This is a genomic window from Klebsiella terrigena (genome assembly GCF_012029655.1).
Taxonomy (GTDB): Bacteria; Pseudomonadota; Gammaproteobacteria; order Enterobacterales; family Enterobacteriaceae; genus Klebsiella; species Klebsiella terrigena.
The window spans coordinates 751,710-778,582 of sequence record NZ_CP050508.1 but is presented as its reverse complement, the minus strand read 5'-3'; the positions used below and the strand labels follow the sequence as shown (position 1 = coordinate 778,582).

The window sequence follows — 26,873 nt, the reverse complement described above, 5'->3', positions numbered from 1 at the left end:
TGATTTCGCCGTACTGCCTTTCGTCCCCTCTGCTGAGCATCTCTTTTTCAGACGCTAGTTCCAAACGGCGCCGCTATCGGACCGGCGATAACGCGGCAATTTGGATAACAGCGCGTGTCCACGATGAGTTTGTGGACACGCGCTGGCGCGCTAAACAGAGGCCCGGCCTGTGGTTGGCTGCTTATCGCTGCGCGGCCTCGCTCGTGGCGCTACTGCACACATAGGTCGGCAGCGTGCCCAAAATAAAGAGATAGCTACCGTTCTGCAGTTCATGAATGCGCATATAGATGTTTTTTGCCGGATAGACGAAAAACAGGGGCTCATATTTTTCCAGCCAGCTATCCGGCACGCTATCGTCCGGAAATTTAATATTGTGCTCTGATATCAGGTAGTAAGCGCTGCCCCTTCGCGTCACCATAAACGATATTTTGCGGTTAATGATTCTGCCGGGCTCCCCCTGCACGTGGCCGTTGATGCTGAGCGTACCGCTCTTCCCGTCCAGGATGTAGTTCATCCACAGAACGAGGGTCGTATCCTGATGATGCTGGACAAAGCTCACCCGACAGGAAAACGGCGCAACATAATAGCGGCGCCACAAAAAATACCCCGCCAGTACGCTGCCGAGCAGCAGGCAAAAGCAGGACAGGTAAAGCACCTGACGATGATGGGCCATGCTAGCGATCCTCAATAAAATAGTCAGAAATGCAGCGGTTTGGCTCCTTCATCGACCGATCGCACCGAATGACGGAGGCACGAGGCAGCCGCGCGTATCTGCCGATATACACCCACGGATAGTTAACGCAGCCATCTTTAAATTGCCCAACGTAGGTCAGCGCCATCGCCCGCTCATCCTGCGCCTGGATGCTATTTGCCAAATAAACCCGACACGCTCCCACCGTGCTCGCAAAGTAATAATCATCAATAAAAAGATTGCTCCGGGAAAAGCTGTGATTAATCACGCCTGCACCGCTGAATAACAAAACCACCAATAACGCTTTCGTCCACCAGCGCATACGCCGTGGTGAATAAACCGCTATTGTAGGCTGCGCGGTAGGTTCAGCCTGCGAAGCGCTCGCTTCATCCGAACGCGCAGTATCATATTCATGGTCCTCTGACGCTTGCCGCGGAACCTCTTTAATCGTTATCGTCGTTTCGCTGGCCAACGTTAATCCAATACGCGGAATTGTAACGATCGGATCGTTCTGGAAGCCTATTTTTCTCAATCCTTTGCGTAAAACAGAAATATTCTGGTAATAGGTATTAGGCGAAACCAGCATCCCTCGCCTTTGCCAGACGATATCCATACACTCCTGCTGAGTCACAATAGTGCCGGCCCGCTCTATTAATAATAATAAGCAGCGCCCCGCTGGTGAATTCAGTACCACCACGCGATCCGGATTGCTGAGATCGCGCAGCGTGCCGTCCACGGGATGAAACTCAACTATTTCATTGATAATATAATGCTTGTGCATACAATCGGCGAAAAGTCTCCGGTGAAAGCATGTCGGAAGTGCCCAGGTCTTATCACCATATGGATGAGAAGAGAGGGATCCATCTCCTTTCTGAGGGGGTAATATGGCCGATAAATTTAGTGCTGTATATCACAACCGCTGGCGAAACATCTTATTTTCCTGTCATTGCTCTGCAGGTTAACTGAAGTACAATAAACGCTAACCCCGCTATTCATCCCTTTCTCAGCCGCCGCCCGACGGGTGCGAACGTCCTTATCTTATCTTTTCTTAAGTCCTTCTTATCTTCACTCAACCGGCGAACAAATACCTGCCCGCAGGTCTCTCCTCACGCCCTGACCGTTCGCTCCTGCGCCTTGTCTGGCGTAGAAAAAATGCCAACAACAGGCTGATGTGAAAAGAAAAACAGAAGACATCACATGGCTCAACACGCGCCTGAAGCCTTGAAAAAAAGCGATAATAAGCAGTACAAAAAACCGGCCACCTCCGGGAATTGAGGACAGTTCGTCCGCAGTTAAGCCAATATCGATTGGCGAACGGCCTCACCGGACGGCCGCGCGTTCTGCAATTAATATAACTTAAGATTAATTGAGATTACCTTCTCATCTCCCGAGGTATAGTAGTTCTACAAAGTGAAAGGCTTAATTGCTTCGAAAATACAGGAATACAGGTTGATACCTGTCATACGCATACAGGCTGACCTCCTTACTATTATAAATCGAGGGAATAACATGGCGAATAAGCTTGAACTACAGCAACATTTAAATGTTGCGTTAATCGGCGGAGATCGCTTCGCACGCGGCGGCATCACCGCCTTATTGCAAGGAATGTATGCTGATATTCAAATCACAACATCGATAAATGATTACCAGCACCTTGACGATCTTTTAGCAATGACCCCAATTGACGTTATTTTTATCTCCGGGCTAGAGAAACACCATACCGGCATGGATTGTCTGGCGTATATAAAAACGATTAAAGCCAGCTACCCGCAGGTGCTTATATACATGTATTCCGCAGCGGTGAATTCATCACTGTGGGTCCACGGCGATATTGATGCCTATATTTCACTACAGGACCCGCTTTATCGCTGGCGAAACTGTTTATTAAAAATAGCGGAAAACCGCGCTCAGCCGAAAAAGAAATCAATGGCACTTTCGCTAACACCAGGGGAATGGAGGGTATTGAAGAAACTGAGAAATGGACTGGATATACGTTATATCGCAGAAATAGAGAAGCTTTCATACCGCCGTGTCAGCGCGTTAAAAAGCTCAGCAATAAGAAAACTCGGGCTCAGGAATAAAACAGATTTACTGGTGTTTTTAACCAGCTAGAACTGCTGCCTTCAGGGCCAATCTCGTCATAATAAAACTATGGAATCAGAAAAATGAAAGCTTACTTAAACAACAAAACTCTGCTGGCGCTGGGCATTGCGGCGCTGCTGCCTGCGGGCTCCTCTCTGGCCGCCACCGCCAGCGGCGGCACCGTAAACTTCAGCGGTAGCGTCGTAACCTCGGCCTGCGCCATCAGCGCCAACAGCAGCAATATTGACGTCGACCTGGGTGAAGTTCGTACCGCCACGCTGGCCGCGGCAGGCAGCGAAGCCAACACGGCAAAAGCCTTCACCATCACCCTTGAAGATTGCGAAATCGCCGATACCTCCGCCGGCACCGAAGAAGATCCGATCCCGGCGACAACGGTTGCCGTCACCTTCACCGGCACCCCGGATAGCACCGATGCCGATGGCCTGGCCGTCGGCTCAAACGGCAGCAGCGCCTCGGCGCAAAACGTCGCAATTCGCCTGTATGACGAACAGGGCAACGTCGTAAGACTGGGCGAGTCCGCTGCCCCCGTCGAGCTGCGCAGCGGCTCGAACACTCTGAACTTCAGCGCCAAATACTACTCCCCGCAGGGCAACGCCACGGCTGGCGATGCCAGCGCTGTCGCCACCTACACCGTCACCTATTCGTAATCCTCTGGCCCGGCCGCGTTGCCGGGCCAGGCCCAACCTTCAGGAGAGAGACGCTATGCGCTCGTTTACATGGATTTGTCTGCTCGGCTCGCTGTGGTCATCCGTAGCCTGCGCCGGCGGCGTGGGGCTGGGCGCAACGCGAATGGTCTACCTCGGCAGCGCCAACCAGTCGATGCTGCAGGTCAGAAATACGCATCCCGACGCCTCATTCCTCATTCAGTCATGGGTCGAGGATGAGAACAATCGGCGCTCCAACGATTTCGTCATTACGCCGCCGCTGTATGTTTTAAAACCGGCCACCGAAAGCGTAGTGAAAATTATGTTTAGCGGTAAATCCCTGCCGCAGGACCGGGAAACGCTGTACTGGATTACGGTCAAAGCCATTCCACAGCAGTCCAAAAGCGCCGCCAGCAATTCGCTGCAGTTTGCCTCAGCCAACCGCATTAAAGTTTTTTACCGCCCGGAGGGGCTGCAAAGCGGCGCCAGCGAGGGCTGGAAAAAAATAACCGCCGACTACCGTGCGGGCAAAATTACGCTCAATAACCCAACGCCCTATTACCTCACCACCATCAATTTAAAAGTCGATGGCAAGCCGGTACAGCCGGCGATGGTCCCGCCAAAAGCAAGCGTCACCCTGGGCGGATCGTTCAGTCAGGCAAGCACTTTTAGCTATCAGACCATCAATGATTACGGCGCATGGACCCCTGCCGTCAGCCTGTCGTTGAACCGGAAATAAAAGAAGAAAGGTGCGAGTGAGTGAAAGCAAAAATCGTCTGTGCCCTGATGATCTGCCATGCCGTTCGGTATGTCTCTGCCGCAGAGAACGATTTGCAATTTAACCCTGCGTTCCTCAACGGCGAAAGTGGAAATATTGCCGACCTCTCATGGGTCAATGCCGGGAGCGCCTTACCGCCGGGCGAATACAACATTAACGTTTATATCAATAAAAATTACGCCTTCACCGGAAATGTCGAATTCAGCGTTGATAAAAATGCGGCCCAGGAGGACGCCCAGCCCTGCGTCACGCCGCAGCAGATTGCCGCCCTGGGCATTGATAGCCGCCTGGCCGCGAAAGAGCTGCTGCCGCTGACCCGGCAATGCTATTTTTTGAATCACGCGTTCCCCGGCGCCAGCTTTGACTTCGACCAGAAGACGCTGACGCTCAATCTCAGCCTGCCGCAGAGCTATATGCGGAATCTTCCGCGTGGCTACGTCAGCCCTGAGAGCTGGGAGGCCGGGATCCCTGCCGCGTGGCTGAACTATGTCGTTAACGGCGCCAACAATGAGTACCGGGGCGACAAGCGCACCCGCGCCCGGCAGCTATTCGTTAGCCTGAACAGCGGCGTGAACCTGGGCGCCTGGCGCCTGCGCGATTACACGACCTGGACCAAAGATGCGAATACGCTTAGCCACGTCCAGACCTGGCTGCAGCGGGATATCCCCGCCCTGGGCGCGCAGGCGTACGCAGGGGAAACCTACACCTCCGCTCAGGTTTTTGACTCCGTTGGCCTGCGCGGCCTCGCGCTGAAAACCGATGATAATATGCTGCCTGCCAGCCTGAACGGCTATGCGCCGGAGGTTCGCGGCATCGCCCGCAGCAGCGCGACCGTTACCGTCCAGCAGAACGGCAACACTATTTATCAAACCAGCGTCCCCGCCGGGGAGTTCATGCTGAAAGACCTTTATCCCACCTCCTCCGGCGGCGATTTGCAGGTGACGATTGAGGAGAGCGACGGCCGCAAAACGCAATATACCGTGCCGTTTGCCAGCGTGCCGAACCTGGTGCGCAGCGGGCAGATAAAATACGCCCTCGGCGCCGGTAAGCTTCGCGCCGTCGGCGGCCAGAACACCCCGACGTTTGCCCAGGGAGAGCTGTTTTTCGGCTGGGAATACGGCCTCACCTTTTACGGCGGCGCGCAGCTTGCAGAGCGCTACAGCGGGCTCGCGCTGGGCGTAGGACAAAATCTCGGGCGCTTTGGCGCCTACTCCGTCGATGTGACCCACGCGCGCAGCGTGCTGGCCGACGATCGGCCCTACTCCGGGGACTCCGTGCGCCTGCGATACAGCAAGCGGCTGAACGATATCGGCACGCGCTTTAACTTCTACTCTCTGCGCTACTCGACGCAGGGGTTCTATACCCTCAGCGATACCGCCTATAAGGGGATGACGGGCGGCACGGCAAAGCAGGTCACCGGGGCAGACGGCGCCGTCACCACCAGCTATGAAAACCTGTATAACCTGCATATGTCGCGCAAGGCCAAAAATCAGCTGCTGCTGTCGCAGCCAATGGGCAGATTTGGTTCGCTTTCGCTGTCGTGGGATCGGCAAACCTACTGGCGCACCGCCAACAGAACGCAGAGCATGCAGTTTGCGTGGAACGCAATGGTGCGCAACGTCTCCGTCGGCGTGAGCGTTCAGCGCAGCACCAGCCTGTACGATAGCCATAAAGATAACATCGTGGCGATGTCGCTTTCCGTGCCGTTCGGCAACCCGCAGCAGGCTACCCGGGCGCGTTTTACCACCACCCGTGCGGACTCAACGGGCGCCACCGGCAGCGCGGGCGTCAGCGGCTACGTCCCCGGACAGGAGAGCCTGTTCTATAGCGTCAATCAGCGCTACGGCGCGCAGCAGCGGTACGGCGGCGATGCCGCGCTGCAGTATGCGGGCCAGCTGGGCGATTACAGCCTCGGCTACAGCTACTCCAGCGACTCCCGCAACCTCAGCTACGGCATGAGCGGCGGCGCGGTGCTGCATGAAGATGGCCTGACCCTCAGCCAGCCGCTGGGGAACACCAACATCCTGGTCAAGGCGCCGGGGGCCGGTAGCGTGGCGGTGCTTAATCACAAAGGCATCAAAACCGATAGCCGCGGCTATGCCGTCATTCCGTACGCCACGCCGTATCGCGTCAACCAGGTCGCGCTGGACGTCACTACCGCCGGAAACGACGTTGAGCTGGAGAACGCTATCGTCAGTAAAACGCCGACCGATGGCGCGCTGGTGCGCGCAACCATCGTCACCCGCCGCGGCGCGAAGGCCCTGTTCACTATCGGCTACCGCAACGAGGCGCTGCCGTTTGGCACCGTGGTCACGCTCGCCGATGAGCAGGCCAGCGGCATCGTGGGGGACGGTGGCAGCCTTTATCTCGCCGGCCTGCCGGCGGAAGGCACGCTCAGCGCCGTCTGGGGACAGGGCAGCGACAAAAAGTGCGTCATTAAATATCGCCTCAATCCGCAGGATTACAGCGCCCGCACGGGCCTTTATTCACAGGAGGCGCAATGTCAGTAGCCGTCCGCCTATCCGGCATCGCCCTGCTTACGGCCCTCGTCACCCCGGCCCTCGGCTATGACGTGCTGGTTTCCGTTACCGGCAACCTGATCGGCAATACCTGCGTGGTTGCCGCCGATTCAGTAGAGCAAACCGTCCCGCTGGGCGCCATCGGCATAAAGCAGTTTCACGCACCGGGGGCGGTCAGCAATATCAAACAGGCCTTCACCCTAACGCTGGAAGAGTGCGGCCCGACCTTTGTCGGCGTGAAGATCCGCTTTAGCGGCACGCCGGATGAACGCAACCCGCAGCTGATTAAGACGGACGACGGCGGAGCGAGCGGCGTGGCGGTGCAAATCCTCGATAAAGACGGGGAGCTGATTCCGCTGGAGGCCCAAACGACAGCCTACGGCACCTCGGGAGATGAACGCGTGCAGATGACATTTTATGCCCGGCTGGCGGCCAACGGCGCCGCCGTCAGCGCCGGAGACGTTTCCGCCATCGCCACCTGGACTACGGAGTATCAATAATGCGTTTCTTACTGCTTGCCTGCTGGCTGTGCGTCAGCGCGAAGGTTTTGGCCCTCGACTGGATATCCGACATTACGCTCTCGCCCCAGGCGATGACCTACACCGGCCCCGCGGACTCCGTTATGCCGGGAAATATTATCGGCTCAGCGTGGAGCGCCACGGCCAGCGTGCAGCAGGTGTTCTGGTGCGGATACATATTCGTCTGCACCAAAGGAACCCTCGAACCCGGCAGTAGCGCCGTGTCGGCAGGAGTATCCGTCAACGTTGATGGCGTAAACTATAGCGTTTTTGAAACCGGCATCCCCGGCATCGGCTATATCCTCGGCCTGAAGGATTTTAACGGCACAACCTACGTGCCGCTGCAAACCGGCGTGACCCAAAGCTACCCCGCCGATGGCACCAACGGCATGGCTTTTGATTTAGGCTGGTCGGCAAAATTGACGTACGTTAAAACGGATAACGCGCTGAAGTCGGGCGTATACCACCTCCCTGCCATCAGCGCCGCGATCCTGACCGCCTATAATAACGAGACCAAAACGGCACGGGTGATCATCAACCCGACGACCGTCACGGTGACGGCCAGCGGCTGTACGGTGAGCACCAAAAGCGCCAGCATCGATCTCGGCGCGCCGGATATGCGTACGCTGCCCACCGTCGGCAGCACCTCCCCGTCGGGCTCGTTTAACGTCAGCCTGACCTGCGACGAGCAGGTAGCGCTGTATGCGGTAATGACCGATCAAACCACGCCAACGAACGACTCCTCCGTGGTAACCCTGACCAGCGACTCCACCGCCTCCGGCATCGGCGTACAGTTCTTTTATAACGGCAGCGGCCCGCTGATGATGGGGCCGGACAGCTCCGCAGCGGGCACCGCAAACCAGTTCTTTATCCAGACCACCACGGCGACCCAAATCCTGTCGCTGCCGTTCCAGGCGCAGTACGTCCGCACCGGTGAGCTGGTGCCGGGCAGCGCCAACGCCCTCGCGAGCATTACTTTTTCCTATCAGTAACGCCGCCGAATCCTCTTATTTCGACACGTCGGCGGCGAAATACTCGTTGGAGATCCGCTGCCAGGTGCCGTCGGATTTAATACCCGCCAGCGCCGTATTGATCGCCTGACGCAGATCCGGATTCCCCTTGCGGATCAATACCGCCTCCTGTTCGGTATCGGCCCGTTCGGCCACAATTTTTACCGGGGCGTCGGGTTTATGCTTTTTGAAATCGAGGAATGAGAGGTTGCTGTTGATGGTCGCATCCGCCCGTCCCTGCGACACCAGCGCAATGGACTGGTCAAAGCCGTCGGTGCCCACGACTTCCGCGCCATTTTCACGGGCAATCTGCGCGTAGTTACTGGTCAGGGTATGCGCCGATTTCTTGCCTTTTAGATCGGCAAAGGTATGAATATCGGTGTTTTTATCATTGACGATCAGTACGGCTTTCGGGGAAATGTAGGGATCGGAGAAATCATACTTCGCCTCCCTCTCGGGCGTGATGGACACCTGGTTTATCACCGCGTCGTAGCGCTTAGCGTCCAGGCCGGCAACCAGGCCATCCCACTTGCCTTCAACGAACTCGGCCTTTACGCCAATCCGTTTGGCAATTTCACGCGCGATATCAACGTCAAAACCCACCAGATTCCCCGCGCTATTGTGGTAGGTAAACGGGGGGAAGGTCCCTTCGGTGCCGACCTTAAACACGCCGGCCGTTTTAATCTTTGCGAGGTCGTCCTGCGCGGCCGCCGCATGCGCCACGCCCAGCTGAATAGCGGTAGCCAGTAGTGCCGTCATCAATACCTTCATCATTAACTCCTTAATCTGCTATGCCGTGTTGTTGTTTTAAATTTCCCAGGAATCGGGAAACGTTTCGGTTAAGGTGGAAATAAAAAGCTGGGTTCGGGTTTTCTTCGCGCGGGTAAAAATATCCCGCGAGCTGCCGCTCTCAATAATCTGCCCGGACTCAAGAAACACCACCTGGCTGGCGATGCTGGCGGCCAGGCGCAGATCGTGCGTGGCCATCAGCATGGTGGTCCCCTCCTGAGCCAGCTGACGCAAAACCGCAATCACCTCCAGCGACAGCTCGGGATCCAGCGCCGAAGTTGGCTCATCGCAGAGCAGAACCTTGGGTGAAGGCGCCAGCGCCCGGGCAATCGCCACCCGCTGCTGCTGGCCGCCGGACAGCATCGCCGGCCAGGCATGACGCTTATGCAGCAGCCCCACTTTCGCCAGCAGCGCTTCGGCGCGGGCCCTCGCCCGTTCGACGGGCCATTTCTGCACCACAATCAGCCCCGTCATAATGTTTTCGAGTACCGACAGGTGGGGGAACAGCTGAAAACTCTGGAAAACCATTCCGGTCTGCTGGCACATACGGCGGATATCCTTTCTCTTCGGCGCAGCATCCGCCGAGAAGGTAATATTCTCCTGACCAATGGTTAATTTCCCGGCCTGCGGCAGCTCAAGCAGGTTAATACAGCGTAATAGCGTGCTTTTGCCGCTTCCCGATGGCCCAATAAGCGCGGTAACGCTCCCTTCGGCAATATTCAAAGAAATATCCTGCAGGACCTGTTGCCCGGCAAAACTTTTCTCAAGCCCGGACAGGGTTATCATTATTATGTTCCTTGCCTGAGGTGTTTTTTTCTAACCGGGCCTCGAGCCTCGATTGCAGATACGACAGCACCGAGCTGATTAATAAATAGATTAGGGCGGCTTCGGTATAGAGTATTAAGGGTTGATAGGTCACGGCGGCAATTCTCTGGGCCGCTAAAAATAGCTCCGGTACGGTAATAACCGACGCCAGCGAGGTATCTTTCACCAGCGAAATAAAGGTATTCGATAACGGCGGCACGGCCACCCGTGCGGCCTGCGGCAAAATAATATGGCGCAGCGACTGCCACCAGTTCATGCCGATCGAGTGCGCGGCCTCCCACTGCCCCTTAGCCACGGAGAGCAGCGTCGCCCGGATAACCTCGGAAGTGAAGGCCCCGACGTTCAGCGTAAAGCCGATCACCGCAGCGGGAAAAGCGTCGAGGGTAATGCCGACGCCCGGCAGCGCGTAAAAAATCAGAAACAGCTGCACCAGCAGCGGCGTGCCGCGGATAACCCAGACGTAGAAACGCACCAGCAGTCGCAGCGGTCGCGGCCCGTACAGCCTGATAAGCGCCACGATAAACCCCAGCCCGAGGCCGAGGGCAAACGAAATTAACGTAATGGGGATAGTAAAAACCAGCCCGGCATACAGCATCGGCCAGAATGAACTAATCGCTAGTGATATAAATTCAGGCACATCTCACCTTTTCTTCCGGCGCCTCATTAATAAGCCCAGACGTAATCGCAAATCACTCTAATTGAATAAAAGGTTATCATGCGTCCGAGCCCAGACGTATCTATCAAAAACGGTATTGAATAGCCGGCTTTGTTATTTGTTTTCGGCCAACAGCTATGCATCGGCAGAGTATATCGCGCACGCCATCCTGATATTTTCGGCTATAATTTTTTTAACCATCCTTTGCTGAAAAACGCATTTGCGTCGGCGTAAAAAGGTATTAATTGCTGGAAATTACGCCAAAAACTCTCTTTTTCAGATATCAATACACCCAGGCGGCTAACAACCTTTCCCTCCGGATGGCTAAATAGCATCTTATATTCCATTTTGCTCTTATGAGCGGTTAAATATTCTTTAATTTGCCAAATTCACAGACCTACCATTCGTCATCTCGATACGAATGGGTAAATAGTCATGTCACTCTTTCATTCTGTTAGCGATCTTATCGGCCACACGCCCCTGCTCCAGCTGCACAAGCTGGAAACCGGCCCCTGTAGCCTGTTCCTCAAGCTGGAAAATCAAAACCCCGGCGGTTCTATTAAGGATCGCGTCGCGCTGTCGATGATTAACGAGGCCGAGCGCCTCGGTAAGCTGCAGCCCGGCGGCACGATTATTGAAGCCACCGCCGGCAATACCGGGCTCGGCCTGGCGCTCATTGCGGCGCAAAAGAACTACCGCCTGATCCTCGTCGTCCCCGACAAAATGAGCCGCGAGAAGATATTCCATCTGCGGGCGCTGGGGGCAACGGTGCTGCTCACCCGCTCCGACGTGAATAAAGGCCACCCGGCCTACTATCAGGATTACGCCCGTCGCCTGGCGGAGGAGACGCCGGGAGCGTTCTATATCGATCAATTTAATAACGAGGCCAATCCGCTGGCGCATATCAGCACCACCGCGCCAGAAATCTTCGCCCAGCTCGACGGCGATATCGACGCTATCGTCGTTGGCGTCGGCTCCGGCGGAACCCTCGGCGGGCTGCAGGCGTGGTTTGCCGAACACTCGCCGAAAACGGAGTTTATTCTTGCCGATCCGGCGGGATCGATCCTCGCCGATCGGGTAGAAACCGGCCGCTCCGGCGAGGCGGGATCGTGGCTGGTCGAGGGGATTGGCGAAGATTTTGTCCCGCCGCTGGCCCATCTCGACGGCGTTCATACCGCCTATCGCGTCACCGACGGGGAGGCGTTTGCCACCGCGCGGACGCTGCTGCAGACCGAGGGCATTCTTGCCGGCTCTTCAACGGGCACGCTGCTGCACGCCGCCCTGCGCTACTGTCAGGCGCAGACGACCGCCAAACGCGTGGTGACTTTCGCCTGCGACAGCGGCAACAAGTACCTGTCGAAAATGTTCAACGACGACTGGATGCGCCAGCAGGGGCTGCTGACCCGCCCCTCACGCGGCGATTTAACCGATTTTATCGCCCTGCGTCATGACGAAGACGCCACCGTCACCGCCGCGCCGGACGACACGCTGGCCGCCATCCTGGCGCGCATGCGCCTGTACGACATCTCCCAGCTGCCGGTGCTGGAAAACGGCCGCGTCGTTGGCATCGTCGATGAGTGGGATTTGATTAGCCACGTCGAGGGCGACAGCCAGCGCTTTGCGCTGCCGGTCAGAGAGGCCATGACCCGCAACGTCGAAACCCTCGATAAACGCGCGCCGGAAAGCGCGCTAAAAGCCATTTTCGATCGCGGCCTGGTAGCCGTCATCGCCGATAACGATCGTTTTCTCGGCCTGATCACCCGCAGCGACGTGCTGACCACCTGGCGTAACCGACTCGAACACTAAGGATCGTCCATGAAAAATTTAAATACATTAAGCGTACACGGCGGCACCTTTAACGATGCGCACGGCGCCGTAATGCCGCCCATTTATGCCACCTCCACCTTCGCACAGCCAGCCCCCGGGCAGCATACCGGCTATGAATATTCGCGCAGCGGTAACCCTACCCGCCACGCGCTGGAAACGGCGATTGCCGAACTGGAGAGCGGCTCCCGCGGTTACGCCTTTGCTTCCGGGCTGGCGGCGATTTCCACGGTGCTTGAGCTGCTGGATAAAGACAGCCACCTGGTGGCCGTCGACGACGTGTACGGCGGCACCTGGCGGCTGATCGAAAACGTCCGCCGCCGCAGCGCCGGCCTGCAGGTCAGCTGGGTCAAACCCGACGACCTGGCGGCGATTGAGGCGGCCATCAGGCCGGATACGCGGATGATATGGGTTGAAACGCCGACGAATCCGCTGCTCAAGCTGGCGGACCTCAGCGCCATCGCGGCGATCGCCCGGCGGCACAATCTCATCAGCGTCACCGATAACACCTTCGCCTCGCCGGCCATTCATCGTCCCCTCGAGCTGGGCTTTGATATCGTCGTACACTCGGCGACAAAATATCTCAACGGCCATTCCGACGTGGTGGCGGGCCTCGCGGTGGTCGGCGACAACCGCGAACTGGCAGAGCGGCTGGGGTATCTGCAAAACGCGGTGGGCGGCGTGCTCGACCCCTTCAGCAGCTTTTTGACGCTGCGCGGCATTCGCACCCTCGCGCTGCGTATGGAACGCCACAGCAGCAACGCGCTGGCGCTCGCCGAGTGGCTGGAGCAGCAGCCGCAGGTGGAAAAGGTGTGGTTCCCGTGGCTGGCGTCGCACCCGCATCATCAGCTGGCGCGCAGGCAGATGGCGCTGCCGGGCGGGATGATTTCGCTGGTGGTGAAAGGCGACGATGGCTACGCAGAGCAGGTTATCGGCAGGCTGCGCCTGTTTACGCTGGCGGAGAGCCTCGGCGGCGTGGAGAGCCTGGTCAGCCAGCCGTTTAGCATGACCCACGCTTCCATTCCGCTCGAGCAGCGGCTGGCAAACGGCATTACGCCCCAGCTCATTCGCCTCTCCGTTGGCATTGAGGACGAGCAGGATCTGATTGCCGACTGGCAGCAGGCGCTGCGGGCATAAACAATAAACCCGCCTGTCGGCGGGTTTAACTTTTGGTACATCTGCCGCGCACGATGCGCTTAGCTAAACAGCTTGCCTTTAAGCAGGTTCATGCCTTCAGACAGCAGATCCTGCTGCGCAGGCGCTTCGCCCTGCGGAGATAAGCCATCGACAATTTTCGGCAGATACTCGGAGATAAGCGACGAGGCGGTCTGCGGGTCGATCCCGAGCCTGGCCCCGAGATCCTGCAGCGCGGACGATCCGAACACCGAGGTGACCTGGTCACTGGAAACCGGAATATTGCCCTGCTGGCCGATCCAGGATTCAACGATCTCACCCAGGCCGCCGCTGCGGAATTTTTCGAGGATTCCCTGGACGCCCCCCTGCTGCTGGATCCAGGCCATGATGGCCTGCAGCTGCTCGGCTTTACCGGCCTGGCCGCCGAGCATACCGCCAATTTGATCAAGTAGTCCCATTACCGACTCCGTATCAATAGAGCGTGCATAACGCCGATTTTCCCGCCTTACTTATTCGGGATAATCAGCACCTGTCCCGGATAGATCTTGTCGGGATGCTTTAACATCGGCTTGTTGGCTTCAAAGATCCGCTGATAGTCATTCGCCGATCCGTACACGGTTTTAGAAATAGCACTCAGCGTGTCGCCGGATTTCACGGTGTAGTAGCGGCTCTCGGCGCCGCTCTGCGTGACGCTCACGTTATCGCTGACCTGGGCAATGCCGGTGACGTTACCCACCGCCACCATAATTTTTTCCTTATCTTCCTGCGAGCCGACGTCGCCGGTGACCGTCGCGGTGCCGTCTTCAGCCACGGTGATGCTGACCTTATCCGCGCCAGGGAGATTAAGCCCATCGATATGCTTTTTCAGCTTATCGGCCTGGCTCTCTTTGTCTCCGCCCGAAACGGCATCCCAGATTTTCTCGCCCGCTTCTTTCACAAAACTCAATAAACTCATACCAATCTCCTTTTAGCAGAAGTGATCTATGAAGAACGTTCATCAGACCAGACCCGATAATAATAGTTCATTAATGGCGCCCGACCTCGGTCAGCACGTGCTCGACAAACCGGGTCAGCTTCGGCAACGGGCGAAGATCCTGACGCCAGAGCAGATGAACCGGGCGCGGTTCGGGGGTATAGGCCTTAAGTACGCGGACCAGTTTTCCGCTGGCAAGATCCTCCCCCAGCAGCACTTCCGGCTGCAGCAGCAGGCCGGCTCCGGCGATGGCCGCCATCCTCAGGCCGTAGCCGTCGTTGCAGCGGAGGACAGCATCGCGCCGCCAGCGCACCTCTTGCGTGACGCCCGGCAGCTTCCACTCGTTGCGCGCGGTCCACACCGTATGGGAGAGGCAGAGATGGCCAGCAAGGTCGGCCGGCGTGAGCGGCGTGCCGTGGCGACTGAGATAGGCAGGGGCGGCGCAAATCACCATCCGGTAGGCGCAGAGATATTTCGCCACCAGGTCGGTTTGGTGAATATCGCCAATGCGGACAGCCAGATCGAACCCTTCATCCACCAGATCGACCAGCCGGTTGGTCAGGTCAAGCTCCACGCGCACGTCCGGCCACTGCTGTAAGAAGGTGGCGGTCAGCGGCGCCATAACGCAGGCGCCAAATGAGGTCGGCGCGCTGATGCGCAGCGTCCCTGCGGGTGCCAGCCGCAGTCGCTCAACCGAGCTTTCGGCGATTGAGACCTGCTCCAGAACGCGTTTCGCCTCTTCATAGTAGACTCGCCCGGCGTCGGTGAGGCTCTGGCGGCGGGTGTTGCGCTCAAGCAGGCGCGTCGCCAGCCGGCGTTCGATGAGGGCGATATATTTGCCCACCATCACCGCCGACATCTCCAGGTGCGATGCCGCCTCGGTAAAACTGCCGTGCTCCACCACGGCGATAAACGTTTCCATTCCGCGCAGCTTATCCATATTGCGAACCTCTGGTTAGTAATCATCTAACTTTTTGCCAGTTTATCCGATATCCATTTCATTAAAGAATAGAGGCTCACAACTTATCAGGAGTCAGCCATGAAAATCGTCGTTATTGGTGCCAGCGGTACCGTAGGCCGCGCGGTCACCGCAGAGCTCAGTCGTCAGCATGAAGTCATTCGCGTCGGTCGGTCTCAGGGCGACCATCAGGTTGATATCACTTCTCAGCAAAGCGTCCAGGCGCTGTTTGAAAAAATTGGCCGGGTTGATGCGATTGTCTCGGCGAGCGGAAGCCTGTTCTTTGGCCCGCTGGCCACCATGACCGACGACAATTTCAACCAGGGCCTTCAGGACAAGCTGCTGGGGCAAATCCGCCTGGCGCTCACCGGCCAGCACTATTTGAACGACGGCGGCTCCATCACCCTTATCAGCGGCATCGTGGCGCATGAGCCGATTGCCCAGGGCGTTAACGCCACGACGGTGAACGCCGGCCTCGAGGGCTTCGTCCGCGCCGCTGCCTGCGAGCTGCCGCGCGGGATCCGCATCAACCTGATCAGCCCCACGGTGCTGACCGAATCAGCCGCCGCCTATGACGGGTTCTTCCCGGGCTTTATCAGCGTCCCGGCCGCCACGGTGGCCCAGGCGTACCGCCGCAGCGTGGAGGGCGTCCAGAGCGGTCGGATATACACCGTCGGCTACTGATAATCCGCCCGTCGCTAATAACCCGCCACGCTGGCGGGTTATTATTTATCTCTGCAGAGGCTATTTCTTCGCCATTCATCTGCTCAGCGCCAGCGCCACGTGTTTTAAATATTGATCCATCGCACACTCTTAATAAATGAATTTTATTGTGAACAACCTCGCATATTTAATTTACGCGCCGCAGACGACCGCTGCCAGCAGCGACGGTCAATCCCATGATTTATCTCAGATTAGATTAAATATCTTTCGGAGTTATCGTCATTATCTGGTGAATTAAAGCGGCTTTTATATTCCCTACAATAAATACGCCTTTGCTTTTATTGCAGACCCTCAATCATTCCACGCCGCATCCGCCTGCTCGCAGAATTATCTGGCTTAAATTAGCCGTCCAGATTGTTAAATATAAAAAAAGCAGGGCCGCAGCATAAACGTCTAAAAACAAGCGGGAGATGGCCAAGCGTTAACCACAATCAGGCCCAGGGTCCCGGGTAAAGCACTTTTTTTATATCGACGTTCGACATTTTTAATAATTTCCAAAATGATACGAGATTGTGAGAATAGTAAACGAAATGTTATGATGAGTAGATTAGCTGTACTCCTCATTGGAATATCAATCTAACGCTGATTTATACCCATGATGCTTCAGGCGACTTCGCTGTTGGCTGCGTTCGCTCAGCTAGCGGCCTGCTGTTGCCTGAATTATTCACGGTATAGACCCACAGTGATGAGAGAGCACCATGACTAAACATCAACCTGTCAACGTTGAAAATCTCGAAAGCAATACCATCAGACCTATCCCTCTTAATATGCGACACGGCAAACCGGGCGATCTGTTTACCATCTGGTTTGGCTCTAACATCATGCTATTAACCGTTATCACCGGAGCGATGTCGGTCACTATTTTCCATCTCTCTTTTTTCTGGTCTGTCGTTGCGCTGTTTATCGGTAGTCTGGTCGGCGGGCTGTTCATGGCCCTGCATTCCGCACAGGGTCCAAAGCTCGGCGTGCCGCAAATGGTGCAAACCAAGGGCCAGTTTGGCTCCTATGGTTCGGTGCTGGTGGTGTCCATTGTCGTATTAATGTATATCGGCTTTACCGCCTCCAGTCTGGTATTAGGCGGGCAGTCCATGCACGCCATCTATAAGCCGATGAACTCCGACGTAGGGATTATTATCGTCGGCGCCCTGAGTCTGTTTGCCACTATTTTTGGCTATAAGATCATCCACTCCTACGCCAGAATTATGTCGTGGATATCCGGGATTGTGCTGGCCGCAACCTTTGTGTGGATCGTCTTTGTCCACGGGCTGCCGGTCGATTTTCTCGATCGCGGCGGTTTCAACAAGGTTGGGTTCCTCGGCGCGGTCTCGATTGCCGCACTGTGGCAGCTGGCCTACGCGCCCTATGTCTCTGACTACTCACGCTATATGCCCTACAGCACCAACGACAAAAGCGTTTTTTACGCCAGCTACTTTGGCTGCATATTAGGCTCTTATCTGCCGATGGTTCTCGGGGTGCTGGTGGCTACCAGCATTGGCAATGATGATATTATTCAAGGCATTATTGACCTCACCGGCGGCTTCGGCGCGGTGGTTATCGTGGTGCTGGCGCTGGGGATTGCCGCCACAAACTCGATGATGCTGTACTGCGGCGTGCTCTGTACGCTGACCCTGGGCCAGACCTTTATTGACGGCTGGTCGCCGATGGCCCGCGCGAGGATAATTACCGCGATCCTCACCATGCTCCTTGAAATAGCGCTGGCGATCTATGGTCAGGAAAACTTCCTGTTAATCTATACCAACTTTATTACCGTCCTGCTGTATGTCCTGGTGCCGTGGACGGCAATTAACCTGGTGGATTATTACCTGGTTGCGCACGGCGAATATGATGTCGACTCCTTCTTTAAGCGCGACGGCGGAATATATGGCTACTTTAATGCTACCGCCATCTTCTGCTATTTGTTGGGGATATTAGTTGAGGTGCCGTTTATGTCGACGGCGATTTATACCGGCCCGATTGCAACCGCATTTGGCGGGGCCGATTTATCATGGATTATTGGTCTGCTGGTGGTCTCACCGGTCTATTACACCCTCTCTAAAGCCAAGGTGGTGAAGAGTATCGCCCTGGTGAAAGAGAAAGTTTAGCGCTTCGCTTTCTTTTCCCTAAATAAGTCGAGCTTCAGGCAGGCGCCCGGTGAAGGCGCCGGCCATGCGGCTTGAGAGATGACGGGAATATCAGTACGCATTGCTGACTCCGGATAAACCATCCGGAGTTTTTTTATCTCTGGACGGCGACGAAGCAGGGTGCGGGGCAGCGCAGGAACAGGAGGAAGGTGGCAAAGGAGCAGGTCGGGGGGGGAGAGATAAAAAAAACGCGCCTTAATGCCGGCGCGTAAAGGTTAAGCCAGCACCATCCAGCGGCGCAGATTACCCAGCATCGTCAGGCACTTCTCCAGCTGAGCGAGGGCAATAAACTCATCCGCCTTATGCCCTTGATCCATACTTCCAGGCCCGCAGATCAGCGTGGCTACGCCGGCTTCATCGAACAGGCCGCCCTCGGTACCGAAGGCCACGGTGGAAAACGCCTCGCTTTGCGCCCACTGCGCCAGCCAGCCGGCAAACTCCGACTGCGGGTCGCTGAGCAGGCCAGGATAGCGGCTGAGCGGGCTAAAGGTAATATCCGCCTGCGGCGCCACCGCCCGCATCGACGTCAGCAGCTCGCCTGCAGCGTAGCCGTGCAGCTCGGCGAGGGTCGGCTCGAGCGAGACCTCCGGCAGATGGCGAATTTCAAAATCAAACTGGCAGCTTTCCGGCACGATATTGAGCGCCGCCCCGCCGTGAATCACCCCAACCTGCAGCGTGCTGTAAGGCGGGTCAAAGCGGCTATCCCGGGTCTGCGCCAGCGTTTCGCCAAGCGTACCTAAACGGGTAATCAGCTTTGCCGCATACTCGATGGCGTTGACGCCGTGGGGCGCGTAGGCCGAGTGGCAGGCCTTGCCCTGCACCGTACAGCGCATGGCCAGCTTGCCCTTATGGCCGTAGACCGGACGCATCTCCGTAGGCTCGCCGATGATGCACAGCGCCGGCTTGTCCTTTGAGGCTTTAAGATGGTCCACCAGGCTGCGTACGCCAAGGCAGCCGACCTCCTCATCGTAGGAAAAGGCCAGATGCAGCGGCATGCGTAAAGGTTGGGAGAGAAAGTCGGGAACGGCGGCCAGCACGCAGGCGATAAAGCCTTTCATATCGGTGCTGCCGCGGCCGTAGCAGAGGTCGTCGCGCAGGGTGAGTTCAAACGGAGGCACCGTCCAGCGCTGCCCGTCAACCGGGACCACGTCGGTGTGGCCCGAGAGCATCACGCCCCCCGGCCCCTGCGGGCCAAAGCGGGCGTAGAGGTTGGCTTTTTTGCCTTCCTCATCAAAGAAAAGCCGCGTGGCAATGCCAAAACCGCGGAGATACTCATCGATATAGTTAATCAGCTGCAGATTAGATGCGCGGCTGGTGGTGTCGAATGCCAGCAGCGTCGCGAGGATCCGTTTCAGGTCACTATTCATCACCCGGTACTCCGTAACTGGGGGCCTCCCGCGGGTCGAGCGCGCGCGTAATATAGGCCTGCATCTGCGGCTCATACGCCAGCCACAGCGCGGTAAGCTCGCCAATCGGATCCTGTTCGTGCCAGTCAACCCGCAGGTCAACCAGCGGCCAGGAGTAATCATCCACGACTTTTACCGCCGCAGAGTGCACCGGCCCGGCCTCGCCGCCGAGGGCCAGCCCCGCCTGGAGAGCGGCCAGCAGGCGCATCGCCATCTCCCCTTCGGCCTGCTGGAATTCGGCAACCATCGCCTCAACCACCGCAGTGCTGGCGAGCATATTGCCGCCGGCGATACAGTTTACCCCTTCGGCAACGTGATAGATGCCGAGGGTTTTATCGCCGCTAAACGAGGCCGTTTCCCCGCTGGCGTTGATGGCGATAATCTGCCGATAGCGGCTGAAATCATCCTCTGCCAGCGCCTTACGCAGCGCCTTTTCCGGCGCCAGCCCCTGCTCCAGCTGCGAGAGCGTCAGCTGGCCGAGGGCAGGCAGGGTAATGTTCTGACTGGAGACCGCGCCGACTCCCGCCTGCAGCCACGGGCAGCGGGCGCCGACGGCAATGCTGGAGGAGCTTATGGCGATGCCAAACTGCCCGGTTTCCGGGCAGAATGCCGCGATAGAAAAGGTCATGGCGGCTCCTTATTTCACATAGCCATCGGGGATCACGGCGATCACGTCAATTTCCATCAGCCACTGCGGCTGCGCCAGGCCTGAGATAACCAGCCCGGTGGAGATGGGAAACACGCCCTTCAGCCACTTGCCAACTTCCTGATAGACCGGCTCGCGATAGCGCGGGTCGATAATATAGGTGGTGGTTTTCACAATATGCGAAAGGTCGCTTCCGGCCTCCTCCAGCAGCTGCTTGACGTTTTTCATCGCCTGCTCGGCCTGAGCCTGCGGGTCGCCCAGCCCCACCAGATTGCCTTCAAAATCCGTGCCCACCTGGCCGCGCACGTAGACGGTATTACCGGCGCGTACGGCCTGGCACAAATCGTTGTCCAGGGTCTGATTGGGATAGGTCTCTTTGGTGTTAAACATGCGAATACGGGTATGTGTCGGCATCATTTTTATCCTGATTAAGAGCTACAGTTCAGCGCTGACCGGCATCCCGGTACTGGCTGTATTTCCGCTGGGTCGCGATATGGTCGGCGATGTGCTTCGCGTCGTGCCAAACGCCCCAGATAAAGGTCGAACCCCGGCGTGACAGCCACGGCAGGCCGAGGAAATAGACCCCCGGCTCGCTGGAGACGCCGCGCTGGTGCTGAGGGCGATTCTGCGCGTTAAAGGCGTTAACGTTGAGCCAGCCGTAGTCCACGGCGTAGCCGGTCGCCCAGATGATGCTCGTCACGCCGGCCTGCGCCAGGTCCAGAGAGAGGATCGGCGACGTCATGCACGCCGGGTCGGCTAAGAATTCACGCGCCGCGGGCTCCGGCGGCAAATCGAGGCCGTTGGCCGCAACGTAGGCGTCAGCGGCGTCCAGCAGCGAGAGGTAGTTTTCATCGCCGCGGCGGATGTTGTCGCACAGATCCGGCTGGAAGGTCGCGACGCCGGATGCAAACGCCTTCGTCAGCCCGACCAGGGTGATGCCGCGCTGCGCCAGCTCGCGAAAATCCACCGTCCGCCCGCCGTGGGCGCCGCTCACCGCGATGGTAACGTGCTCTTTCCCCGGCTCGCTGGCGGGGGCATCCCACAGTCCCAGCACCCCCAGCCACCAGCAGAAATCCCGGTTGCGGTAGGCGCGCGGCGGCCGGTCGTGGGCGCCAACGGAGAGATAGACCTGGCGACCCGCGCGCTGGAGCTCATCGGCAATCTGCACGCCGGAGGAGCCGGCGCCAACCACCAGCACCGCGCCGGCGGGCAGCTGCTCAGGGTTGTAGTATTTGGCGGAATGGATCTGATGAATGTCGCCCTCTTTCGGCGCAATCGGCGGAATAACCGGCTTCTGGAACGGCCCGGTCGCGGCAACGATGCGCTGCGCTTCGATCACCCCATCCGTGGTTTCAACGGTAAATCCGGGACGTCCGCTGTTGCGAACCGCGCTTTTTACCTCCACGCCGGTACGCACCGGCAGGGAGAATTTCCTGACGTAATCTTCAAAGTACTGCGCCACATCGTCCTTGGGAATGAAGCTATCCGGCTGGCCGCCTTTAAACTCCATTCCCGGGAAGCGGTCGTGCCACGCCGGGCCGTTCGCCACCAGCGAATCCCAGCGCCCGGTACGCCAGGCCTCAGCAATACGGTTTTTCTCGATAACCAGATGCGAGATCCCCAGCTGGGTCAGATGCTCACTCATGGCAATACCGGCCTGACCCCCGCCAACAATCAGCGTATCAATTTGTGTTTTTTCTACGGTCATAAATGTGTCCTTCGAATGGAGTTCAATCGCCAGGAATAAACCACTGCGCAGGACCGAGGTTAATAAACAGTAACAAACAGGTAAATTATTATAAATTTAGAACCTGAGAATAAAATAGTGATGCAGAGTGCAGAACCTTGAATCTACAAGGTAAAGCGGGTTTTAGCGGAAAATATTCGCCGGATAATTTTGTGCTTAGCGCTTATTTAGCAACGCGGCGGGGGGCAACCCGAGAGGATATAAAAAATATATGCAGAGTATCGTTTTTTTATATTCAGAAAATATGCCGCCAAATATAAAAAGACCCGCGCGGGCGCGGGCCGCTGAGCTGAATAAAACCCCGGTCAGGCCACCCGCGCCGCCTGCTCCGGCGGGCTGAGCACCGCGTTGCGGCAATATTCCATAAACAGTTTGGCGGGGTTGGTGGGCTCGCTGCTGCGCAGATGGGCCATCACCAGCGTCGAGTTGGCCATCTCATCCTGAATCTCGACGCAGCGCACCTGCTGCCCGTCGTAGGTGATATCAGAAACCGGGCGGGTCACCAGAACCGAAAAGCCCAGCCCCTGGCCGACCATGCAGCGCACCATCTCAATCGACGGCGAGCTGTAGGCCACCTGAGGGTTATAGCCTTTATCTTTGAAAATACTGATGAAATAGTTACGGCTGGGGACAACGTCCAGCAGCACCATCGGCAGGTGGCTCAGCTCCGACAGCTTGACCGACGCCCGCTGCGCCAGCGGATGATTTGCCGGCAGCAGCGCGTAGGGCTTTTGCGGCGCGTTCAGGCTCTCGGTCTGAATCGAAACGTCCAGCTCGAGATCGTACATAAACGCCAGGTCAAAGCGACCGCGGTGCAGGCCATGGGCTATTTCATGCTGCTCGCCATCGTAAATTTTAATGGTGATATCCGGATAAATAGTCTTAAACCCGGCGATAAGCGACGGCAGGTAGAGCGGCGCCGCGGTCTCGAAACAGCCGATAGAAACAATCCCCGAGACCAGCTCATTATCCGCCCTCGAGTTTTGCTCGAACTGGTACGAGAGCCGGAGCAGCTCCTTCGCTTTCTCATAGAAGCGCTGCCCGCTGGAGGTCATGGAAACCCCCTGCGCATGGTGGCGAATAAAAAACTGCTGCTCAAACATATCTTCCAGGGTTTTCACCGCGATGGAGATAGAGGGCTGCGCGATATGGAGCTGTCGGGAGGCTTCGGCAATGCTCTCAGCTTCGACAACGGCAACAAAGTATTTGAGCTGTTTCAGGGTGAAATGGGGCATGCGATACCTTATTTTTTGTAGGCAAAGAGATAAGCTGAATAGGATTAAACGATGCTCCCCCTCGGGCGCAACCCCGCCGACAAATAAAGATCAACAATCCGACATCGGTCAGATTTTTACAGAAAATTAACATGAAGGCGTAAAGAAAACGGCGACGCCGTCACGGGGCAGCGGCTTTATGGCGGTGGCTAAAAAAGTCCGGTTATATTTTTTTAGTTCCTTACCTCCCCATCTGACAACATTAAAGCTTTCCAGAAACGCCATCACCATCCGGCGCTAAAATCCCACCTAGAAAATAAAATCCGTTAAATTACAGGTCATTAAAATCTCAGATGGCGAATTCCTTTGAGCCACATCACGCAAAGCGTCATCGGCAGGATCCGCGCGCCGGCGACTCCCGACCAGGCTAACAAAGTTTTTTATGGAGGTTACCTAGATTTTTAGTCCTTTCTCACTTCTTCCCCCTCCGGCATCATGAATTAACGGCAACAAATAAATAACAATTACGCAACACGATAACGGAGAGGCTTATGACCGACAGAAACTTTTGGCACAGCAGGCTGCAGGCGCAGCGCTTTATCAGCCATGCCATCGTCGATGGCCAGCCCTACGTCGCCCAAAGCCGCCGCGTTTTCCCGGTTATCAATCCCGCCTCCAACGCGCTGCTCGCCGAGGTCACGGCGCTGCAGGCAGAAGATATTGCTGTCGCCGTCCAGTCCTCCCGTAAGGCCTTTGACTCAGGCATCTGGTCAGGGATCTCCGCGCAGGAGCGCAAGGCCGTTCTGCTGCGGCTGTCGGAGCTGATCCTCGCGCATCGTGAAGAGCTGGCGCTGCTGGAGAGCGTCAGCATGGGTAAACCGGTCAACGATGCGCTAAACGTCGACGTTCCCGGCGCGGCGCACGTTTTCTCGTGGTACGCCGAAAGCGTGGATAAGATTTACGACGAGGTGGCCCCCGCCAGGAAAGGCTCTCTCGCCACCATCACCCGCGAAGCGATTGGCGTCGTGGCGGCCATCGTGCCGTGGAACTTCCCGCTCGACCTCGCCTCGTGGAAGCTCGGCCCGGCGCTGGCGGCCGGTAATAGCGTGATCCTTAAACCTTCGGAGAACTCGCCGTTTTCGGCGCTGCGTCTGGCGGAGCTGGCGCTTGAGGCGGGCCTCCCGGCGGGCGTGCTGAACGTCGTCACCGGCCTGGGGACCGAAGCCGGCAGCGCCTTAGGCCTGCATAACGACGTCGATACCATCACCTTCACCGGCTCTACCGCCGTCGGCAAAGCCTTTATGGCCTACTCCGCGCAGTCCAATCTGAAGCAGGTCTGGCTGGAGTGCGGCGGCAAAAGCGCCAATATCATCTTCGCCGACTGCAAGGATCTCGATCTGGCCGCCGAAAAAGCGGCTTTCGGCATCTGCTTCAACCAGGGCGAGGTCTGCTCGGCTAACTCTCGCCTGCTGGTCGAGCGGACGATTTACGCCGAATTTATCGCTAAGCTGCAGGAGAAAATGCAGGCGTGGGCGCCCTCTCACCCCTTCGAGCCTGCAGCCAAAATGGGCGCCATGGTCAGCGCGGCGCATGCGCAAAAGGTGATAAGCGCCATCCGCGCCGCCGAGCGCGCCGGTGCCCGCGTCCTCCTCGGCGGTCATGAGATTGAGATTGACGGCGTCGCCAACTACGTGGAACCGACGCTGATTGAAGCCGCAGATACCGCCTCCTCCCTGTGGCAGGAGGAGATTTTCGGCCCGGTGCTTGCCGTCATGCCTTTTGACGACGAGCAGCAGGCCATCACCCTGGCCAATCAGCACATCTACGCCCTCGCCGCCTCGGTGTGGACCGACGATCTCCACCGCGCCCATCGCGTTGCCGGAATGCTTAACGCCGGGACAGTTTCGGTGAATACCGTCGACGCGCTGGACGTCAGCGTGCCGTTTGGCGGCAATAAGCAGTCTGGCTTTGGCCGCGACCTGTCGCTGCACGCCTTTGACAAATTCACCAGCCTCAAAACGACCTGGTTCCAGTTTCGCTAGCACCCGGCAGCTTTCGCATTTTTAGATTCCGCTTACAGGAGAGAGAAGATGACTACCCCGAATAACCCGCAGCGCAGCACCCCGGACTACCAGAGCGCCGATGCCGCGCACCATATCCACGCCTTTCTCGACCAGAAGGCGCTGAACGCCGAGGGGCCTCGCGTGATGGTCCGCGGGGAGGGTCTGTACCTTTGGGATAACGACGGCAACAAATACCTCGACGGCATGTCCGGCCTGTGGTGCACCCAGCTTGGCTACAGCCGCCAGGATCTGGCGGATGCGGCGGCGCAGCAGTTCGCTAAACTGCCCTATTACAATATGTTCTTCCACACCACCCACCCGACGGTGATCGAGCTCTCCGAGCTGCTGTTCAGCCTGCTGCCGCCGCACTACAGCCACGCGATTTACACCAACTCGGGTTCTGAATCGAACGAAGTGCTGATCCGCACCGTTCGCCGCTACTGGCAGATCCTCGACAAGCCGCAGAAGAAGGTGATGATTGGCCGCTGGAACGGCTATCACGGCTCAACCCTCGCCGCCACCGCGCTGGGCGGGATGAAGGCGATGCACACCATGGGCGGCATGATCCCCGACGTGGCCCATATCGACGAACCCTACTGGTACATGCACGGCGGCAGCCTGACGCCGCACGAGTTTGGCCTGCGCTGCGCCGGCCAGCTCGAGGAGAAAATAGTCGAGCTGGGCGCGGAAAACGTGGCCGGTTTTATCGCCGAGCCGTTCCAGGGCGCGGGCGGGATGATTTTCCCGCCGGAAAGCTACTGGCCTGAAATTCAGCGTATTTGCCGGAAGTACGACGTCCTGCTGTGCGCCGATGAGGTCATTGGCGGCTTTGGCCGCACCGGCGAGTGGTTCGCGCATCAGTACTTCGGCTTCGAGCCGGATACGCTGTCCATCGCCAAAGGGCTGACCTCCGGGTACGTGCCGATGGGCGGCCTGGTGCTGAGCAAGCGCATGGCGGAAGTGCTGGTTGAGAAAGGCGGCGTCTTCGCCCACGGTCTGACCTACTCCGGCCACCCCGTTGCCGCCGCGGTGGCGATCGCCAACCTCAAAGCGCTGCGTGACGAAAACCACGTCACCAACGTGCGCGACAACACCGGCCCGTATCTGCAGAAAACGCTGCGGGAGGTATTCGACAATCACCCGCTGATCGGCGAAGTTCAGGGTACCGGCCTCGTCGCGGCCCTGCAGTTCGCGGAAGATAAAAGCACCCGCCGCCGCTTCGCCAACGAGAACGAGCTGGCCTGGCGCTGCCGAACCATCGGTTTTGAGGAGGGAGTCATTATTCGCTCGACCCTGGGGCGGATGATCATGGCGCCGGCGCTGATCGCCGGACGCAGCGAGCTGGATGAGCTGGTCGAGAAGACCAAACGCGCTATCGACCGTACGGCGAAGGAAGCCGGCCTGCTGTAAATTATCCTCTTCCCCCCGCGCCGCCACAGGCGCCGGGGGGCCTGCCCTTCTCTCGATAAATAAAGCGATTAACCCGCAAAAACGCGCGCCCGCTAATTTCCG

The 26,873-nt window shown here is 57.6% G+C and carries 25 protein-coding genes; 12 read left to right on the top strand and 13 right to left on the bottom strand.

The window, feature by feature from the left end:
• Positions 1–181: 181 nt before the first annotated feature.
• Together HCK03_RS03765 and HCK03_RS03760 are read right to left on the bottom strand one after the other, a co-directional pair.
• Positions 182–673: a hypothetical protein gene (locus HCK03_RS03765; RefSeq protein WP_167691162.1), complete on the bottom strand. Its 492-nt coding sequence runs from the start codon at positions 671–673 to the stop codon at positions 182–184.
• Position 674: 1 nt separating this feature from the next.
• Positions 675–1,472 carry a winged helix-turn-helix domain-containing protein gene (locus HCK03_RS03760; protein ID WP_167691161.1) on the bottom strand — a complete coding sequence of 266 codons (798 nt, stop codon included), beginning with the start codon at positions 1,470–1,472 and terminating at the stop codon, positions 675–677.
• 728 nt (positions 1,473–2,200) lie between these two features.
• Here HCK03_RS03760 and HCK03_RS03755 point away from each other — a divergent pair.
• Genes HCK03_RS03755 through HCK03_RS03730 form a run of 6 tightly spaced genes read left to right on the top strand, consistent with a single transcriptional unit; the run spans position 2,201 to position 8,245 of the window.
• On the top strand, positions 2,201–2,803 hold the full coding sequence (locus HCK03_RS03755) for a helix-turn-helix transcriptional regulator (RefSeq protein ID WP_167691160.1): 603 nt from the start codon (positions 2,201–2,203) through the stop codon (positions 2,801–2,803).
• A gap of 53 nt (positions 2,804–2,856) precedes the next feature.
• Positions 2,857–3,441, top strand: a complete 585-nt coding sequence (locus HCK03_RS03750) for a fimbrial protein (RefSeq protein WP_041147227.1) — start codon at positions 2,857–2,859, stop codon at positions 3,439–3,441.
• Between the two features lie 55 nt (positions 3,442–3,496).
• Positions 3,497–4,177, top strand: coding sequence for a fimbrial biogenesis chaperone (locus HCK03_RS03745; protein WP_143966459.1), 681 nt, complete (start codon positions 3,497–3,499; stop codon positions 4,175–4,177).
• 20 nt (positions 4,178–4,197) lie between these two features.
• Complete coding sequence (locus HCK03_RS03740; protein WP_167691159.1) at positions 4,198–6,726, top strand: fimbria/pilus outer membrane usher protein; 2,529 nt, start codon at positions 4,198–4,200, stop codon at positions 6,724–6,726.
• Complete coding sequence (locus HCK03_RS03735; protein WP_115191884.1) at positions 6,717–7,235, top strand: fimbrial protein; 519 nt, start codon at positions 6,717–6,719, stop codon at positions 7,233–7,235. Before HCK03_RS03740 ends, HCK03_RS03735 begins: the two co-directional genes overlap by 10 nt.
• A complete protein-coding gene (locus HCK03_RS03730) occupies positions 7,235–8,245 on the top strand; it encodes a fimbrial protein (RefSeq protein WP_041147231.1) in 1,011 nt (336 codons plus the stop codon). The genes HCK03_RS03735 and HCK03_RS03730 overlap by 1 nt, the downstream gene beginning before the upstream one ends.
• 15 nt (positions 8,246–8,260) lie before the next feature.
• Here the strand turns inward: HCK03_RS03730 and HCK03_RS03725 are convergent, their stop codons facing one another.
• From HCK03_RS03725 to HCK03_RS03715, 3 genes are read right to left on the bottom strand one after another with little or no spacing between them, the layout of a single operon-like run.
• On the bottom strand, positions 8,261–9,034 hold the full coding sequence (locus HCK03_RS03725; protein ID WP_123551942.1) for an amino acid ABC transporter substrate-binding protein: 774 nt from the start codon (positions 9,032–9,034) through the stop codon (positions 8,261–8,263).
• A 36-nt stretch (positions 9,035–9,070) separates the two neighbouring features.
• Positions 9,071–9,838, bottom strand: a complete 768-nt coding sequence (locus HCK03_RS03720; RefSeq protein ID WP_041147233.1) for an amino acid ABC transporter ATP-binding protein — start codon at positions 9,836–9,838, stop codon at positions 9,071–9,073.
• A complete protein-coding gene (locus HCK03_RS03715; RefSeq protein WP_052474600.1) occupies positions 9,816–10,472 on the bottom strand; it encodes an amino acid ABC transporter permease in 657 nt (218 codons plus the stop codon). The genes HCK03_RS03720 and HCK03_RS03715 overlap by 23 nt, the downstream gene beginning before the upstream one ends.
• 489 nt (positions 10,473–10,961) lie before the next feature.
• On the opposite strand from HCK03_RS03715, the gene HCK03_RS03710 reads away from it, so the two are divergent.
• Both HCK03_RS03710 and HCK03_RS03705 read left to right on the top strand, forming a co-directional pair.
• The gene (locus tag HCK03_RS03710) at positions 10,962–12,338 is read left to right on the top strand and encodes a pyridoxal-phosphate dependent enzyme (RefSeq protein ID WP_166793791.1); all 1,377 of its coding nucleotides are present in this window, start codon (positions 10,962–10,964) and stop codon (positions 12,336–12,338) included.
• 9 nt (positions 12,339–12,347) lie between these two features.
• On the top strand, positions 12,348–13,493 hold the full coding sequence (locus HCK03_RS03705; protein ID WP_167691158.1) for a trans-sulfuration enzyme family protein: 1,146 nt from the start codon (positions 12,348–12,350) through the stop codon (positions 13,491–13,493).
• Between the two features lie 59 nt (positions 13,494–13,552).
• On the opposite strand, the gene HCK03_RS03700 is transcribed toward HCK03_RS03705, so the two are convergent.
• The 3 genes from HCK03_RS03700 to HCK03_RS03690 all read right to left on the bottom strand — a co-directional run bounded on the left by HCK03_RS03700 (position 13,553) and on the right by HCK03_RS03690 (position 15,403).
• Positions 13,553–13,948, bottom strand: coding sequence for a YidB family protein (locus tag HCK03_RS03700; RefSeq protein ID WP_041147237.1), 396 nt, complete (start codon positions 13,946–13,948; stop codon positions 13,553–13,555).
• Between the two features lie 47 nt (positions 13,949–13,995).
• Entirely contained in the window at positions 13,996–14,445 is a 450-nt protein-coding gene (gene lysM, locus HCK03_RS03695) for a peptidoglycan-binding protein LysM (protein ID WP_041147238.1), read from the bottom strand.
• A 70-nt stretch (positions 14,446–14,515) separates the two neighbouring features.
• Complete coding sequence (locus HCK03_RS03690) at positions 14,516–15,403, bottom strand: LysR family transcriptional regulator (protein ID WP_167691157.1); 888 nt, start codon at positions 15,401–15,403, stop codon at positions 14,516–14,518.
• 99 nt (positions 15,404–15,502) lie between these two features.
• Between HCK03_RS03690 and HCK03_RS03685 the strand changes: the two genes are divergently transcribed.
• Together HCK03_RS03685 and HCK03_RS03680 are read left to right on the top strand one after the other, a co-directional pair.
• Positions 15,503–16,105 (top strand): short chain dehydrogenase, encoded by a 603-nt coding sequence (locus HCK03_RS03685; RefSeq protein WP_041147240.1) that lies wholly within the window; start codon positions 15,503–15,505, stop codon positions 16,103–16,105.
• A gap of 737 nt (positions 16,106–16,842) precedes the next feature.
• Complete coding sequence (locus tag HCK03_RS03680; protein WP_143966453.1) at positions 16,843–18,246, top strand: purine-cytosine permease family protein; 1,404 nt, start codon at positions 16,843–16,845, stop codon at positions 18,244–18,246.
• A gap of 254 nt (positions 18,247–18,500) precedes the next feature.
• Here the strand turns inward: HCK03_RS03680 and argE are convergent, their stop codons facing one another.
• From argE to HCK03_RS03655, 5 genes are all read right to left on the bottom strand, one after another.
• Positions 18,501–19,652, bottom strand: coding sequence for an acetylornithine deacetylase (gene argE, locus HCK03_RS03675; protein ID WP_167691156.1), 1,152 nt, complete (start codon positions 19,650–19,652; stop codon positions 18,501–18,503).
• Positions 19,645–20,319: a DUF1028 domain-containing protein gene (locus HCK03_RS03670; protein ID WP_076946646.1), complete on the bottom strand. Its 675-nt coding sequence runs from the start codon at positions 20,317–20,319 to the stop codon at positions 19,645–19,647. Before HCK03_RS03670 ends, argE begins: the two co-directional genes overlap by 8 nt.
• A 9-nt stretch (positions 20,320–20,328) precedes the next feature.
• Positions 20,329–20,751, bottom strand: coding sequence for a RidA family protein (locus HCK03_RS03665; RefSeq protein WP_041147244.1), 423 nt, complete (start codon positions 20,749–20,751; stop codon positions 20,329–20,331).
• Positions 20,752–20,779: 28 nt separating this feature from the next.
• A complete protein-coding gene (locus HCK03_RS03660; RefSeq protein ID WP_115191875.1) occupies positions 20,780–22,045 on the bottom strand; it encodes a flavin-containing monooxygenase in 1,266 nt (421 codons plus the stop codon).
• 344 nt (positions 22,046–22,389) lie between these two features.
• Complete coding sequence (locus HCK03_RS03655; RefSeq protein WP_041147246.1) at positions 22,390–23,319, bottom strand: LysR family transcriptional regulator; 930 nt, start codon at positions 23,317–23,319, stop codon at positions 22,390–22,392.
• A 530-nt stretch (positions 23,320–23,849) separates the two neighbouring features.
• Here HCK03_RS03655 and HCK03_RS03650 point away from each other — a divergent pair.
• Entirely contained in the window at positions 23,850–25,340 is a 1,491-nt protein-coding gene (locus HCK03_RS03650) for an aldehyde dehydrogenase (RefSeq protein WP_167691155.1), read from the top strand.
• Between the two features lie 48 nt (positions 25,341–25,388).
• Positions 25,389–26,771 carry an aspartate aminotransferase family protein gene (locus HCK03_RS03645; protein WP_167691154.1) on the top strand — a complete coding sequence of 461 codons (1,383 nt, stop codon included), beginning with the start codon at positions 25,389–25,391 and terminating at the stop codon, positions 26,769–26,771.
• Positions 26,772–26,873: the final 102 nt, after the last annotated feature.